Source organism: Halobacillus sp. AWM4_238, assembly GCF_056158265.1.
Window position 1 is genome coordinate 827,024 of record NZ_JBSWSY010000002.1, and the last position, 15,416, is coordinate 842,439.

16 protein-coding genes and 2 riboswitches are annotated in these 15,416 nt (G+C 44.2%); of the genes, 14 read left to right on the forward strand and 2 right to left on the reverse strand.

The window, feature by feature from the left end; all coding sequences use genetic code 11:
• Nucleotides 1-126: 126 nt before the first annotated feature.
• Together ACXACN_RS04265 and spoVM are read left to right on the forward strand one after the other, a co-directional pair.
• Nucleotides 127-780: a thiamine diphosphokinase gene (locus ACXACN_RS04265; protein WP_474962584.1), complete on the forward strand. Its 654-nt coding sequence runs from the start codon at nt 127-129 to the stop codon at nt 778-780.
• 48 nt (nt 781-828) lie between these two features.
• A complete protein-coding gene (gene spoVM, locus ACXACN_RS04270; RefSeq protein ID WP_035505439.1) occupies nt 829-909 on the forward strand; it encodes a stage V sporulation protein SpoVM in 81 nt (26 codons plus the stop codon).
• A gap of 141 nt (nt 910-1,050) precedes the next feature.
• Here spoVM and rpmB read toward each other — a convergent pair whose 3' ends face one another.
• Nucleotides 1,051-1,239 carry a 50S ribosomal protein L28 gene (gene rpmB / locus ACXACN_RS04275; protein WP_035505437.1) on the reverse strand — a complete coding sequence of 63 codons (189 nt, stop codon included), beginning with the start codon at nt 1,237-1,239 and terminating at the stop codon, nt 1,051-1,053.
• A gap of 242 nt (nt 1,240-1,481) precedes the next feature.
• On the opposite strand from rpmB, the gene ACXACN_RS04280 reads away from it, so the two are divergent.
• Nucleotides 1,482-1,844, forward strand: coding sequence for an Asp23/Gls24 family envelope stress response protein (locus ACXACN_RS04280; protein WP_160913106.1), 363 nt, complete (start codon nt 1,482-1,484; stop codon nt 1,842-1,844).
• A 31-nt stretch (nt 1,845-1,875) separates the two neighbouring features.
• The gene (locus ACXACN_RS04285) at nt 1,876-3,543 is read left to right on the forward strand and encodes a DAK2 domain-containing protein (protein ID WP_474962585.1); all 1,668 of its coding nucleotides are present in this window, start codon (nt 1,876-1,878) and stop codon (nt 3,541-3,543) included.
• Between the two features lie 38 nt (nt 3,544-3,581).
• Here ACXACN_RS04285 and ACXACN_RS04290 read toward each other — a convergent pair whose 3' ends face one another.
• Nucleotides 3,582-4,469, reverse strand: a complete 888-nt coding sequence (locus tag ACXACN_RS04290) for a sulfite exporter TauE/SafE family protein (RefSeq protein ID WP_474962587.1) — start codon at nt 4,467-4,469, stop codon at nt 3,582-3,584.
• Between the two features lie 128 nt (nt 4,470-4,597).
• Nucleotides 4,598-4,695, reverse strand: a riboswitch (SAM riboswitch).
• A gap of 170 nt (nt 4,696-4,865) precedes the next feature.
• Nucleotides 4,866-4,980: riboswitch (SAM riboswitch) on the forward strand.
• 82 nt (nt 4,981-5,062) lie between these two features.
• Here ACXACN_RS04290 and ACXACN_RS04295 point away from each other — a divergent pair.
• The 10 genes from ACXACN_RS04295 to ACXACN_RS04340 all read left to right on the forward strand — a co-directional run bounded on the left by ACXACN_RS04295 (nt 5,063) and on the right by ACXACN_RS04340 (nt 14,602).
• A complete protein-coding gene (locus tag ACXACN_RS04295) occupies nt 5,063-5,788 on the forward strand; it encodes a phosphoadenylyl-sulfate reductase (RefSeq protein WP_474962588.1) in 726 nt (241 codons plus the stop codon).
• 19 nt (nt 5,789-5,807) lie between these two features.
• Nucleotides 5,808-6,953: a sulfate adenylyltransferase gene (gene sat / locus ACXACN_RS04300; protein WP_474962589.1), complete on the forward strand. Its 1,146-nt coding sequence runs from the start codon at nt 5,808-5,810 to the stop codon at nt 6,951-6,953.
• Nucleotides 6,954-6,958: 5 nt separating this feature from the next.
• A complete protein-coding gene (cysC, locus tag ACXACN_RS04305; protein ID WP_474962591.1) occupies nt 6,959-7,552 on the forward strand; it encodes an adenylyl-sulfate kinase in 594 nt (197 codons plus the stop codon).
• A gap of 16 nt (nt 7,553-7,568) precedes the next feature.
• Nucleotides 7,569-8,345, forward strand: a complete 777-nt coding sequence (gene cobA / locus ACXACN_RS04310; RefSeq protein WP_474962592.1) for a uroporphyrinogen-III C-methyltransferase — start codon at nt 7,569-7,571, stop codon at nt 8,343-8,345.
• Nucleotides 8,346-8,359: 14 nt separating this feature from the next.
• Nucleotides 8,360-9,109: a sirohydrochlorin chelatase gene (locus ACXACN_RS04315; RefSeq protein ID WP_474962593.1), complete on the forward strand. Its 750-nt coding sequence runs from the start codon at nt 8,360-8,362 to the stop codon at nt 9,107-9,109.
• Nucleotides 9,106-9,759: an NAD(P)-binding protein gene (locus ACXACN_RS04320; protein WP_474962595.1), complete on the forward strand. Its 654-nt coding sequence runs from the start codon at nt 9,106-9,108 to the stop codon at nt 9,757-9,759. The genes ACXACN_RS04315 and ACXACN_RS04320 overlap by 4 nt, the downstream gene beginning before the upstream one ends.
• Nucleotides 9,719-10,531, forward strand: a complete 813-nt coding sequence (locus ACXACN_RS04325) for a uroporphyrinogen-III synthase (RefSeq protein WP_474962596.1) — start codon at nt 9,719-9,721, stop codon at nt 10,529-10,531. The genes ACXACN_RS04320 and ACXACN_RS04325 overlap by 41 nt, the downstream gene beginning before the upstream one ends.
• A 23-nt stretch (nt 10,532-10,554) precedes the next feature.
• Entirely contained in the window at nt 10,555-12,351 is a 1,797-nt protein-coding gene (locus ACXACN_RS04330) for an assimilatory sulfite reductase (NADPH) flavoprotein subunit (protein WP_474962597.1), read from the forward strand.
• A 21-nt stretch (nt 12,352-12,372) separates the two neighbouring features.
• The gene (cysI, locus tag ACXACN_RS04335) at nt 12,373-14,085 is read left to right on the forward strand and encodes an assimilatory sulfite reductase (NADPH) hemoprotein subunit (protein ID WP_474962599.1); all 1,713 of its coding nucleotides are present in this window, start codon (nt 12,373-12,375) and stop codon (nt 14,083-14,085) included.
• 67 nt (nt 14,086-14,152) lie between these two features.
• Nucleotides 14,153-14,602 carry an Hsp20/alpha crystallin family protein gene (locus tag ACXACN_RS04340; protein ID WP_474962600.1) on the forward strand — a complete coding sequence of 150 codons (450 nt, stop codon included), beginning with the start codon at nt 14,153-14,155 and terminating at the stop codon, nt 14,600-14,602.
• The last annotated feature ends 814 nt before the right edge of the window (nt 14,603-15,416 follow it).

Genomic DNA, 15,416 nt, shown 5'->3' on the forward strand with positions numbered 1-15,416 from the left:
TTCCCAGCCACCCCTAGCTCCTTTATGGCAAACGAATCCCGAACTGAGTCTTCGACAATTGTGAGCTATACCGAAGAGTGGAGTAGAGTTTTTAATGGTGAGTGAAAATGAAAGGATGTTAAGGATATGAAGAGAGTAATCGTTGTGGGTGGTGGCCCCAAGTCTTACATACCGGATTTAAAAGAATACACATGCGATGAATGTTTTTGGATCGGGGCAGATCAAGGAGCGGAGGTCCTTATTGAGCATGGCTTAGAACCTGATCTATCCATCGGAGATTTTGATTCTGTATCGGAACAGTCACTATCAGCAATCAAAAAAAAATCCAAACAGGTGTTGGTTTACCCGGATGAAAAAGACGAAACCGATTTGGAGTTAGCCATAAATGAAGCACTTCGTTTACGTCCGGAGCATATTCTATTATTCGGAGTGACCGGTGGTCGGATCGATCATTCTCAAGCGAACTTGCAACTTCTATACCCTCTCATGAAGGAAAATGTAAAGAGTACGATTATCGACCGACAGAATCGGGTGGAATTAGTCCCAGCTGGTGAGCATAGGATAGAAGAGGATGAATGTTATCCGTATGTTTCCTTCTTACCGGTCACACTTGAAGTGAAAAACATTACGCTCAAAGGGTTCTACTACCCTTTGGATCAAGCGTATCTGCCATTTGGATCCACCCTTTGCATCTCAAATCGACTGATTGAAGATACAGGTACTTTTTCATTTGAGTCAGGCATACTCTTAGTAATAAGAAGTACAGACTTGCCTACTTGAGGGGAATAAGGGAGTTCGCATTAGTTCATATAGGAGGAGGGGGCTCTTTTGAAATTTTATACGATCAAACTCCCACGGTTCGTCGGGGGTTTAGTGCGCGCAGTCATAAGTACATTTAAAAAAGATTAGGACCAAAACAGAAAGCTCCGGGGTACACATGGGCTGAGCTCCGGAGAGCACCAAAAGCGCCCGTTTATTTATCTGAGACAAATAAAAAAAGCACCCGGAAAGGGTGCTTTTTTTGTGAGCTTTAAAGCTCTGCCTCAGCAATTATACGCGTTGTACTTTGCCGGACTTAAGTTCACGTGCTGTTACGTAAACCTTTTGAGGCTTGCCATCCACAAGGATGCGAACTTTTTGAACATTAGCTTTAAATTTACGTTTATTAGCGTTCATCGCGTGTGAACGGTGGTTACCTGAACGTGTACCTTTACCAGATAGAACACTTCTGCGTGCCATGAAAATCCCTCCTGTTACATACATAAATCATCAGATACTTAGTAACTTTATCATATAGATAAGGTGTTTGCAATAATCTAGTCAGAATTATATCAAGAATTTTTTCTTGACAGAACTTATGAATTGTTACACAGTATAATAGGGATATCCAGGTCATTTTCTTACCATTGAACAGAAATTCATTTCCCATTTTTGTGTTATAATAGGGTAGGATTGATGAGGATTATAAAGGAGGATCTATTATGTCTGTTGATTTAAATAACCAATATGGTCATATTACTATTAGCAATGAAGTCATTTCAACGATTGCTGGAGGAGCCGCTGTTGAGTGCTATGGGATCGTCGGAATGGCATCAAAAAATCAGATCCGTGACGGTTTATCTGAAATGCTCCGCAAAGAGAATTTTTCCAGAGGAGTCGTTGTCAGACAGGATGAAGATCGCCTCCATATAGACATGTATATTATCGTGAGTTACGGAACTAAGATTTCCGAAGTCGCTAATAATGTCCAATCACAAGTAAAATACACACTAAACAAAACAGTTGGTTTGTCCGTGGATTCTGTGAATATTTTCATTCAGGGAGTCCGTGTGACAACTGAATAGATCGCGGTTGTAGTCAAAGGAGGAAGTAAGTGTGACGTTACAAAAGTTAGACGGCAAGACGCTTGCCGAAATGATCTTGCAAGGAGCTCATCATTTGAAACAGAACTCTCAAATGATCGATGCTTTGAATGTTTTCCCTGTACCGGATGGCGATACGGGAACAAATATGAATCTGTCCATGACTTCTGGAGCTGAAGAAGTGCGGAATGTGGACCAGAATCATGTAGGAACCGTAGCCCAGTCCCTCTCCAAAGGTCTCCTGATGGGTGCGCGTGGAAACTCCGGTGTTATTCTCTCGCAAATTTTCCGTGGTTTTTCCAAGGCGATTGAAGACAAAGAAGTCATAACAACCAAAGACTTCTCAGACGCTCTTCAAGGTGGTGTCACGACTGCATATAAAGCCGTTATGAAACCAGTGGAAGGAACCATCCTTACCGTAGCAAGAGAGGCTGCCGAAGCTTCAGTCGAAATCGCTGAAAAAGAAACAGACTTCATTCCATTCATCGAAGGTGTCGTTCAAGCAGCTAGGAAATCATTGAAGCGCACGCCTGAACTACTTCCAGTTTTGAAAGAAGTAGGTGTCGTGGATAGTGGTGGTCAAGGCCTTGTCACGATCTACGAAGGCTTTCTTGCGAATTTGAAAGGAGAAGAACTTCCAGATCTTGAAGAAACGGTATCCATGGACGAGATGGTTAATGCGGAACACCACAAGTTGAATCAAGACTTCATGAATACAGAAGATATCGAATTTGGCTATTGTACAGAATTCATGGTCAAATTTGAAGAAGACAAGCTTGCTGAGCATCCTTATGATGAAGAAGCATTTCGTAACGAGCTCAGTGAAATGGGGGATTCACTCCTTGTCGTCTCTGATGAAGAGTTGATCAAAGTCCATGTACACGTGGAGTATCCAGGAGAAGCGATGACCTTAGGACAAAGGTACGGCAGTCTTGTCAACATGAAGATTGAGAACATGCGTGAACAGCATACCTCGATCGTCGGTGACAAAAAGAAAGCCAAGCCTAAGTCCGATCAAAAAGCAGAGTATGGAATCGTTACAGTAAGCATGGGAGACGGGATCAAGAAACTGTTTGAGAGTCTTGGAGCTACTGTCGTCATTCAAGGCGGCCAAACGATGAACCCGAGTACTCAAGATCTTTCAGAAGCGATCAAGGAAGCGCATGCGAAACGTGTGCTTGTCCTGCCGAATAACAAGAATATCGTCATGGCTGCTGAACAAGCTGCTGAATTAGCGGATGTTGAGGTTGCTGTCATTCCATCGAAAACCATTCCTCAAGGGATGAGTGCTCTTCTAGGGTTCAACCCGGAAGCTGACCTTGAATCCAATAAAGAGGAAATGCTCAGCCTCATGTCTGAAGTGAAAACAGGTCAAATTACGTACGCAGTCAGAGATACTCAAATTGATGGGTTGGACATTTCCAAAGATCACTTTATGGGAATCGCTGATGGCAAAATCTCTGCTACAGATAAAAGTGCTTTAACGACGGCTAAAACGTTGCTGAACCAAATGATTGATGAAGATGAAGATGAAATCCTCACGATCTTGACTGGTGAAGAAGTCGACGAAAAAGATGTGGCAGCACTTGAATCCTTCATAGAAGAAACATTTGAAGATTTAGAAGTGGAGATCCACAAAGGCGGTCAACCGATCTATTCTTATATCTTCTCCATTGAATAATAGATACAACAACGCAGCTCTTCATAGAGCTGCGTTTTTTATGCTTGTTCCCGGATGATCGCTCTTTTCAATTTCAAATGATTTCTGATGGAAGAAAGCACGATGAAAAGATAACTGGAAACAAGGAGCGTGTACACGAATGTTAGTAAATGCGTGTGTAGAGGAACGGAAGTTAATAAAGTCCTTGCGTTTGTAAGAATGATAAAGCCACCGGCTAGTACTCCAAGAACAGAAGAGGGGAGAATCTTTACAAGCCAAGCGGCGATAGGGGCTGCAACGACCCCTCCGAGAACGAATGAGGTGATGAGGAGCCAACTGAATTGGTCATGACCTAAAAAAATCAAAAAACCTACTGTAGCTGAAATCGTTACCAGGAATTCACTTGTATCTACCGTTCCGATGACTTTCCTTGGAGCAATTCCTGATCGGGTAAGCAGAGCAGGGGTGTTGACCGGACCCCATCCGCCACCTCCGACACTATCCAGGAATCCTCCTGCTATTCCAAGAGGCAGAAGAAATCGTTTTTTTACGGCTTTTTTTGGTCTTCTGTCCGTTTTCTTCGAAAGGAATAGAAAACGAATGACGATGTAAATGCCTAATAGCAGGAGAAACATGGATATGTAAGGCCTAATATAATCTCCTGGAATTCGGCTTAAAAAAGCAGCTCCAAAAAAAGCGCTGACTGCACCTGGAATAGAAATGATCATCACAAGCCGCTTATCAACGTTGCCAAACTTATAGTGAGAAAAACCTGAAACAGCCGTTGTGGCAATCTGCGACATGTGGATGGATGCAGAAGCGACAGCAGGCGCCAGTCCATAGGACAGGAGGATCGTCGAAGAGCTAAGGCCAAACCCCATGCCGAGCGCTCCATCCATCAGCTGTGCTATAAAACCGATGAAGGCGAAAATGGTCAGTTTTTGCAATGTGTACCACTCCTTAATTATACATAGGTCATCGTCATTTTTACTATTCCTATGCACTTACTAGGTTTTATGTTTAAAAAAATTGAAACAAACAAAATCCCCCATCTGAAAGAAGGGGGATCGTCCACACCTTATCTTTCAGCCGGATGGCTGCTGGAATGAGCACCTGGTTAAAGGTTGCTGCGGGATCTTCAGACCAGATTCCTCCCCCGGCTCTTCATAAGGATTGTATGTAGTTTTTAGAATAATTATAAAATTAACGAACATCTTTTCATTTGTCAATCCAATGTTAATAAAAAAACAGAAAAGTTGTAATTTTTCTAAAAAGCATTGACATATGATGAAAAGGAGCATAAGATTTGTATCAACTTGTTTTTCAGAAAATTTCATAAGCTTTTCTTATCTAGAGAGGTGGAGGGACTGGCCCTTTGAAGCCTCGGCAACGGGTCTAGGAATGTAAACAGATACTGTGCCAATTCCAGCAGGCGTTAAGCGCTTGAGAAGATAGGGAGAATGCAGTTTACATGACATTGTAAATGCCTTTCTTCTTATCGGGAAGAAAGGCATTTTTCTATTTAAGAGAGGAGGAGGACATGACACAACCACACATCACCTATCAATCTTTTGAGAATCCATTTACCGATGATCCACCGAAAGAAGATACGAAAGGAGCATCGGAAATTGTTCGCTGGGCCTACAAGGAGTATGAAGACATTGTTTATGCTTGCAGTTTCGGCGCAGAAGGAATCGTTCTCATTGATTTAATTTCTAAAGAAAAACCGGATGCCGAAGTCGTGTTTCTTGATACGGGCATCCATTTTCAGGAAACCTACCAGCTGATTGAAAAAGTAAAACAGAGATATCCAGATTTAAACATAACGATGAAACAACCTGAGATGAGCCTGGATGAACAAGCCGAGCAATACGGATCAGCTCTTTGGAAACGGAAACCGAATCAATGTTGCTACATCCGTAAGATCAAACCGCTTGAGGACGCTCTCCATGGAAGAAATGCATGGCTATCCGGGTTGAGGAGAGAGCAATCTCCGAGCCGGAAAAAAACAAACTTTGTTAATAAAGATGAACGATTCAAATCGGTAAAAGTATGCCCATTGATTCACTGGACATGGGATGACGTATGGCAGTATATCCGACTAAATAGCTTGGATTACAATGAATTGCACGATCAAAATTATCCTAGTGTCGGATGCATTCCATGTACAGCCCAGGCGGCGGATGACGGTAGGTCAGGCCGGTGGAAAGGGTTCAATAAAACGGAATGCGGCTTGCATACAACAGAAAACAGTCAAGATGAATAACCTTGAAGGAGGAATGGATATGTCAATCATCCCCCCGCACGGTGGAGTGCTGATAAACAGGTGGAAGGAAAAAAGACCAGAGGAGCTACCGGAAGATCTCATCGAGCTTGACTCCATGGCGCTTAGTGATCTCGGTTTAATTGCTAATGGTGCATATAGCCCTTTACGTGGATTTATGGATGAAAAGACTTATACATCCGTTGTGAATACCATGCGGCTGAGCGATGGAGAGCCGTGGAGTATTCCAATCACACTTCCGGTGACAGAAAAACAAGCAGAGAATCTCGGAAGAAAAGCACAGCTCATCAAGGACGGAGTGGTGTATGGGGTTATAACCATTACCGATCTTTTCAAACCGGATAAAGAAAAAGAAGCAGAAAACGTGTACGCAACCTCTGATGATGCCCATCCAGGTGTCAAAAAATTATTCGAGCGCCCCGATTGGTATGTGGCAGGAGATATTGAGGTGTTTCAAAAACCTCCTTATGAACACGGAGAATCCTTTTATTTGGACCCTGCAGAATCAAGGAAACGATTTGAGCAACTGGGTTGGGAAAAAGTAGTTGGATTTCAGACAAGAAACCCTGTGCACAGGGCTCACGAATATATCCAAAAGGCAGCGCTCGAGACCGTGGATGGATTGTTTCTCAACCCTCTTGTCGGGGAGACGAAAAGCGATGATATTCCGAGCGATGTCCGCATGAAGAGTTACCAAGTGTTATTGGAAAATTATTATCCAAAAGATCGAGTGATTTTAGCTGTTTTTAATGCGGCTATGAGATACGCAGGACCCCGGGAAGCGATTTTCCATGCAATTGTAAGAAAAAATTTCGGGTGCTCTCATTTCATTGTTGGGCGTGATCATGCAGGAGTCGGTGATTACTACGGAACGTATGATGCACAGAAGATTTTCAGTCACTACGAGAAAGGAGAACTTGGCATCACTCCGCTTTTCTTTGAGCATAGTTTTTATTGCAAAGCGTGTGAGTCGATGGCGTCTAATAAAACATGTCCACACGATAAAGAGAATCATCTGATTTTGTCCGGTACGAAAGTAAGGGAGCTTTTGAGAAATGGTGAGAAACCACCAAAAGCGTTCAGTCGTCCAGAAGTCGTGGATGTACTGATCGAAGGCTTACAGAAGACAGCCGAAGTGAAAGGATGAAGAAAGTGACGACAAACCTTACCTGGCACGAAGCATCCATCAGTAAAGAAGGTTATCGCAAGAAAAACGGCCATCACAGCGGGGTCCTTTGGTTTACAGGTCTATCAGGATCAGGCAAATCAAGCATTGCCAATCAATTAAATAAGGTTCTCCACGAAAAGGGATTGCAGAGTTATTTGCTGGATGGAGATAACGTCAGGCAGGGGCTAAACTCGGATCTTGGATTTTCAGAAGAAGACAGGGAAGAGAACATTCGACGGATCGGTGAAGTTGCGAAGCTTTTTGCAGATAGTGGAACGATTGTTTTAACAGCATTCATTTCACCCTATCAAAAAGACAGGGATCGTGTGAGAGCTTCGATGCAAGCCGGGGACTTTATAGAAATCTATGTGGACTGTCCAATTGAAGAGTGCGAAAACCGTGACCCTAAAGGACTTTATAAAAAAGCCAGGGATGGAGAGATCAAAGGGTTTACAGGTGTGGATGCCCCTTATGAGAAACCTTTGCAACCGGAACTGGTGCTAGATTCTAAAGCGTACGATGTGAAAAGCTGTGCCGAACAAGTGTGGAAACTTTTACAAGATAAAAATTGGGTGTAACGAAAGGGGCCGGAAGATGACAAACGTGTATATCGTAGGAGCGGGACCAGGGGATTACGACCTTATTACAGTAAAAGGACTAAAGGCGATACAAAAAGCAGATGTCATACTTTATGATCGCTTGATCAATCAAGAGCTCCTGAATGAGGCGAGGGAGGATGCGGAACTTGTTTTTTGCGGAAAACGTCCCGATCATCACGCCCTTAGCCAAACGTCCATCAATCATCTCTTATGTAAGTATGCTTTGAAAGGGAAAGTCGTTACACGATTGAAAGGAGGGGACCCCTTCGTATTTGGGCGCGGAGGAGAAGAAGCAGAAGAGCTTGCCAAACGGAATATTCCTTATGAAATCGTTCCAGGCATCACTTCTGGTATTGCCGCGCCTGCTTATGCAGGCATCCCTGTGACCCACAGGGAGTATAGTTCTTCAGTCGCTTTCATATCGGGAGTCAATAAAACCGGAAGCGATGAAGAGGCGTATTGGGAGCGAGTCGTTAAGAGTATGGATACTTTGTGTATTTATATGGGAGTAAAGAAGCTTCCTGAGATCTGTGAGCGGCTGTTGAAGTACGGAAGACCTCTCCATACACCTGTGGCTTTGGTGCAGTGGGGAACAACAGAGGAGCAGAAAACGGTGACAGGGACAATTAAAGACATCGTTGTTAAATCAAAACACATAGAAAATCCAGCCATGATTGTCGTCGGTGATGTAGTCCAATTAAGAGAACGACTGAAATGGTTCGAACGTTCACGAGAAGAAGGATTGAAGGAAGTGGCCTCAATAGTTGGGTAGAAAGGAGAGGGAAGATGAAAGCGATCCTCTATGTCAGTCATGGTAGTAGAAAAAAAGAAACAAAAAATGAAGCGATCCATTTTTTGACCCAAGTACAGAGCCAAGTAAATGTGGAACTCTATCATATTTGTTTTCTCGAGCTGGCTGATCCTGATATGTTGGAAGGCATTCAGACACTTGTAGAAAAAGGGGCAGAAGAAATCGTCATCATTCCTGTCTTGTTATTGAGTGCAGGGCACTATTTCAAAGATATTCCTAATGAAATTGCGAGAGCTGAGGAGATTTATCCGGATATTTCCATCGTCTATGGCCAAACCCTCGGCGTGCAGAAACGCGTCACCGATGTATTGGTGGATCGCTTGAAAGAACTGCCGACGGAGCTTGATGAAACTACAAATGTTCTGCTTGTTGGAAGGGGAAGCAGGCATCCAGATACCAAAAGATCCATGGAAACGATTGCTTCGGAATTAAAGGAGATTTATGGGATCCAACAAATCCAAACCTGCTACCTTGCTGCTCTCACTCCGCGTTTCACAGAAGCGTTTGAGACATCATTGGCTACATTCCCTAAAACGGTTGTTGTTCCATACTTGTGGTTTACAGGGCTGCTTTATGATTCATTGTTAGAAAGTATACAAACCGCAAGGAAGAAAGGAGACAGCGTCTACCTTACGGGTTATTTGTATGATCATCCAAACATGGTGCAGGCAGTCGTCGATCGTGTGGAGGAAGCTTTCTGTACGAAGGAGGAGCGCAGGCTGTGATATCTCTATCCATGGATTTGAAACAAAAAAATGTCCTGATCATTGGAGGCGGTAAAGTAGCGGAGAAAAGGGCAGAAGTACTGGAGAACGAAAAGGCCAGGATAACGATTGTCAGTCCTACACTTACGAGTCATTTGAAGAAGGTGCTCGAAAAGGGGGAGATCCGATGGGTGAACCGTTGTTTTCAGACTGGAGATCTCACGGGTGTTTTTCTTTTGGTCATTGCTACAGATCAAAAAGAGACAAACGACAGCATTGCACTTCTTGCAAAGGAGGTCCCCCTTGTAAACCGAGCAGATGGAAGAGACGGTGGGAATTTTCACTTTCCTGCACAATTTTCGAGAGGGAAACTCAATGTTTCTGTCACCACACAAGGGGCAAGTCCGAAACTTGCGGCCCGATTGTTGGGAGAATGGGAAAAGCGGTTTCCGCCATCCTTTGAGGAATATATAGATTTTTTATATGAATGCAGACAATCATTGAAGAGATCATCGTTATCTAAAGAAGACAAAGATGTATATTTAGAAAAAATACTGAACCTTTCTTATTCAGAACGAAAAGAACAGAGGAGAATTAAAGCAGATTTACATAACAAAGGGGTGGAATGGTTTGGCAGGGTTGAAAGGGAAAAAGATCGGGATAGCAGCTGACCGCCGATCGGACGCAATTGCAAAATTAATTACAAACCTGGGAGGTCAACCTTTGGTTTTTCCGCTTCAAGGGGAGCAGGTATTGGATGAAGAAGCCTCCTTCACCCATGTCGAAGACTACCTCGCTCAGTCATTCAGGTGGGTCATTTTAACGACGGGAATAGGAGTGCGGACGCTAGCTGATGCAGCGGAAAAAGGAAGCCTGGACACACCATTTATTCAAAAACTTCAAGCAGAATCCCTGGCCATCCGTGGCTCGAAAACGATGGATTGGTTAAAAGAACATTCACTTACTCCTGATGTCTTGGCTGCAGATGGAACGATGAATGATCTGTTGTCACAGGTCCCTGTCGTAAAGGAAAAGGAAAACTTCACGATCTTCCTTCAAACCTATAATGAAGATGAAAAAATGTTGATCCAACAGTTAGAAGCTAAAGGATACAACGTTTACCAGGCTAACCCATACAGGTTCCTGCCGCCTGATCGGAATGTGGTTGAAGAGATCACCGACCACATTTCAACCGGCCGGTTGGATGCGGTGGTCTTCACTAGTAAAACACAGGTGAAAAATTTATGGGAGGCAAATGAAAGCACGGACCATTTATTGCGAGCTTTCCGTGAGCATGTCCAGGCAGTAGCTGTTGGAAAGATTACAGCCAAAGCTTTATATGACCGTGGAATTTCATCGGTCGTTGAACCAGCACGACCAAAAATGGGGGCGATGGTTGTAGAACTTGACCGGTATTTTCATCGGCAGTTGGTGGACCACTAGTGACTTATATGGAGGTGTCAAAGTTGAATCTTGAAGTTAAGAACAGTCCTTTTGATCAAGAACAAGCAGATCAGTTGAACCGTCTGCTGTTAACCATGGACGACAGACAGAAAATATGGTTGAGCGGATTTTTAGCGGCAGCACAAACGTCGCCCATTCAGTCCCCGAAGCAGCAACAAGGAAATGAGAGCTCTGTGACTACCCGGCAGGTGACACTCTTATATGGATCACATACAGGAAACTGTCAGGCCCTGGCAGAAGATTTTACAGCAACTTTAAAAGAGAGAGGCTTTGAAGCTAAATGTTTGGATATGGATGATTACAAAGCGAAGAACATAAAAAACGAGCAAGATCTGCTCGTCATAACAAGCACACACGGAGATGGGGATCCTCCGGACAATGCGCTCTCTTTCCATGAGTTTCTTTTCAGTAAGCGAGCACCAAAGTTGGAAGGAGTTCGATATTCTGTCCTTGCTCTCGGTGACCGCTCTTATGAGTTCTTTTGTCAGACTGGAAAGGAGTTCGATGAACGGCTGCAGGAACTAGGGGCTGAGCGGTTCCACCCCCGTGTTGATTGCGACCTCGATTATGATGAAGCTGCTGAATCATGGTGGAGGGGAGTTCAAGAAAAACTAGGTGATCAAGCAGAAAAGGGTATACAAACCGTAGAAGATCGATCGATTGAAACAGATCGCCCTGCTTTTTCTAAGAAACTACCATTTCAAGCGGAAGTATTGGAGAATATCAATTTGAACGGACGCGGTTCGAATAAAGAGACGCGCCATTTGGAGCTCGACCTTGAAGGATCGAATCTTCACTACGAACCAGGGGATAGTCTCGGGATTTACCCTGAAAATGATGAAACACTTGTGGATGAGCTGATCAAAGAAATGGATTGGGATCCGGAATTGTCTGTGGTCGTAAACAAGGACGGGGAAGTCCGGGCATTACGGGAAGCGTTAATTACCCATTATGAGATAACGGAACTAACGAAGCCTTTACTGGAAAAATTAGCGGACTTGACCGATCACGAAGGCTTTAAACAACTGGTCGCTTCGAGTGAGGAGAGCAGTGCTTATGTGTATGGGCGTGATCTTTTGGACGTTGTCAGAGATTATGGTCCATGGAAAGCAGGGGCGGAAGAATTTATCAGCATCTTAAGGAAAATACCAGCAAGACTATATTCGATCGCAAGTAGTGTAAAAGCCAATCCTGATGAAGTTCACCTCACGATCGGTACAGTAAGATACGATTCCAATGGCCGGAAGCGAACGGGGGTCTGCTCAGGACAATGTGCGGAAAGGACAGAAGTTGGTGATCGTCTGTCTATATACGTTCAAAAGAACAAAAATTTCAAACTGCCTGTTGACCCAGATGTTCCGATCATCATGATTGGAGCGGGCACAGGTATTGCCCCGTACCGTTCATTTTTAGAAGACAGAGAGGAGATGGAAGCCCCGGGGAAATCGTGGTTATTCTTTGGGGAACAGCACTTTGTCACAGATTTCTTATACCAAGTGGAGTGGCAGCGGTGGTTGAAAGAAGGGGTGTTGACGAAAATGGATGTCGCTTTCTCCCGCGACTCACCAGAAAAAGTGTACGTTCAGCACCGGCTGCTTGAGAATAAGAAAGAAATCTATGAATGGTTAGAATCCGGTGCTTATGTTTATGTTTGTGGCGATGAAAAACATATGGCCAAAGATGTTCATCAGACAATCCTGCAAATCATAAGAGAAGAAGGAGATCATAGCGAACAGGAAGCGGAAGATTACTTGAAAGATATGAGAAAAGCGAAACGATACCAAAGGGATGTGTACTAAAAGGAAGGGAGCGGAAATATAGTGACTGATACTAATAACGTAAAGCCTGAAGGTCCTCTTGATGATATGGAAAGGATCAAAGAAGACAGTCGTTTTTTGCGGGGGAGTCTTGTGGAGAGTTTTCAAGACCCAATCAGTGCAAGTATTCCAGAGGATGATACGAAACTGCTGAAGTTTCACGGAAGTTACATGCAGGATGATCGAGATCTTAGGATAGAACGGAAAAAGCAAAAGCTAGAGCCTGCCTACCAATTTATGGTCCGTGTCCGTCTTCCTGGAGGTGTAGCCACGTCGGATCAATGGCTGACAATGGATGCATTGGCGGACGAATATGGGAATGGAACGATGAAACTGACAACAAGACAAACGTTTCAGCTGCACGGGATCTTGAAATGGAACATGAAAAAAAGCATTCAGACGATGCATGAAGCATTGCTTGACTCTATCGCCGCATGTGGGGATGTCAATCGTAATGTTATGGCAAACGTAAATCTAGAGCAGTCGGCCTACCATGCTGATGTCTATCAGTTTGCAAAACAAATAAGCGAACATCTACTGCCGAAGACGAGAGCCTATCATGAGATTTGGCTTGATGAAGAAAAGGTTCTGGATGGGAAAGCGGAAGAAGAGCCGATTTACGGGCCCTTCTACCTGCCCCGTAAATTTAAGATCGGAGTCGCCGTTCCTCCTTCCAATGACGTAGATGTCTTCTCTCAGGACCTCGGGTTCATAGCGATTGAAAAAAACGGAGAACTCCTCGGTTTTAATGTCGTGGTAGGCGGAGGTATGGGGATGACCCACGGAGATGAGAACACCTATCCTCAATTAGGGCGCGTCCTGGGCTTTTGTCCACCAGAAAAAGGAGTAGAAGTAGCCGAAAAAATTGTGACCATTCAGCGGGATTACGGAAATCGATCCAACAGAAAAAATGCCCGTTTCAAATACACGGTTGATCGTTTAGGTGTGGACGGGATCCGTAAAGAGTTGAACCAAAGACTAGGATGGGAATTACAGAATGCTGAACCGTACACATTTGATCATAATGGCGATCGTTATGGTTGGATGAAAGGAGAGGATGGAAGCTGGCATCATACCTTTTTCATTCAAAATGGGAGAATCAAAGATGAAGGGGATTATCGATTAAAAGAAGGACTGCGAAGGATTGCTGAACAGAACTATGGAGAGTTCAGGCTGACTCCCAACCAGAACGTTACCCTTTCTATGGTGGACGAGGAAAATAAACCGGATGTGGAAGCGATCATTCAACAGTTCGGGCTGTCTGATGGGAATCATAACTCAGCGCTAAGAAGAAATTCTATGGCCTGTGTAGCTATGCCTACTTGTGGGCTGGCCATGGCTGAATCAGAAAGGTATTTGCCGAGTTTGATAGACCATCTAGAAGTGGTTCTCGATGAAGCTGGTTTGAAGGATGAAGAAATCGTCATCCGTATGTCCGGGTGTCCGAATGGGTGTTCCCGGCCGGCACTCGGAGAAATCGGTTTTATCGGAAAAGCGCCGGGTAAATACAACCTGTATTTAGGGGCAGGGTTTGCAGGAGAACGATTGAATAAGTTGTACCGTGAAAATATAGGAGAGGAGGAAATATTAAAGGAATTAAGACCGCTTCTCTTCCATTACGCTCGGGAAAGGGAAGAGAATGAAAGATTCGGAGATTTTGTTATCCGTAAAGGCTACGTAAAAGCCGTAGACTCCGGTCTGGATTTCCATTCGTGATTTGTCACCAAACTAGGCACGTAGCATAAGGTGTAGTGGAGACTTTATGCTAAAGAGGTGCAAAATTATGGATGATAAACATAAACAATTGCCGGATTTATTTGACCAAAGCTTTCGTGACATCGTGAAAGCGTTCGATTCATTTTTTGATGAATCCATCAAACATGTGCATGATTTCTTTCAACAATCCACCATTCCGGTCGAATTATTTGAAACAGATCGGGATGTCGCTGTGGAAGCCTATCTTCCGAATGTGCAACGCGAGCAAATACGCATTGATCGCTCCGGGAGACAACTTCGAATCCGTGTTGACGAACGTCAGCTCAGGGAAGTGAAAGATGAAGATGCTGTCTATTACAACCGCTCACAGTCTTTCAGTCAAAAAGAACGAGTGGTCACCCTCCCGTTTGAAGTCGCTGACGCAGCAAGCAGTGCATCGTTTAAAGGTGGCGTTCTTACGATCGTATTTCCGAAGAACAATTCGACCATCAAGGTTATAGAAGTTGATGATCAATAATTCACCTCAAAAAAAGCGTCCAGAATTTTTTCTGGACGCTTTTTTTATTGGGCCCCCTTCGGATGTAATTTTTCAACTAAATGGCAGGATTGTTGAAGACTCAATTTCGAGACTTTTGTGCTGTGAGTAGGGGCTTCAGGGGATGACTCGCTTTCCGCGGGAGCGCGGTGAGCCTCCTCGGACTGCGTCCTGTGGGGTCTCACCCTGCACTCTTTTCCCGCAGGAGTCTCGCCATTCCCCTCCGCCCCTTTGCCAGGGAAGGTTCTCGAAATCACTTCTGGAACAATCAGCTTTTATTCATGATTAGAAGGAGAATAAAAACTTCTTCACATCGGGGGTTCAGGGCATAAAAGATCGATAAATAGCCTTTCATGCCTGCGTAAAGGGAGGGGTTTCCTCTACTACCTTAGTGTTGTAGGCATAATGAGCTTAATACCATGCTTTGTGTTCAGATTAGAGGCCATAGAAGTTAACTTCCTCCTCTTTTCTTGTAAGTAAAGCAGCTTATCCAGGAAATAGTTTCGAGATTCTCTTATGGTAAAGGGGCGGAGGGAAACGGTGAGACTCCTATGGGACGTGTGGGACAGGTGAGACCCCGGAAGGCGTAGCCTGAGGAGGCTCACCGCCCGCCCCATGGAAAGCGAACTGTTTCCCGGAGCCCCTAAACGCATAACAAAGGAATCGAAACTGAGTCTTCAAGAAAAGGGAGCTTTTGTGAAAGAGGGGGGAGAGAGGTTGAGGCTTCTGAAATTTTGGGAGGTACATATATTTAATAATGATTTGTCGTGAAGCAGGAAAGGTACTGAAGGATGGA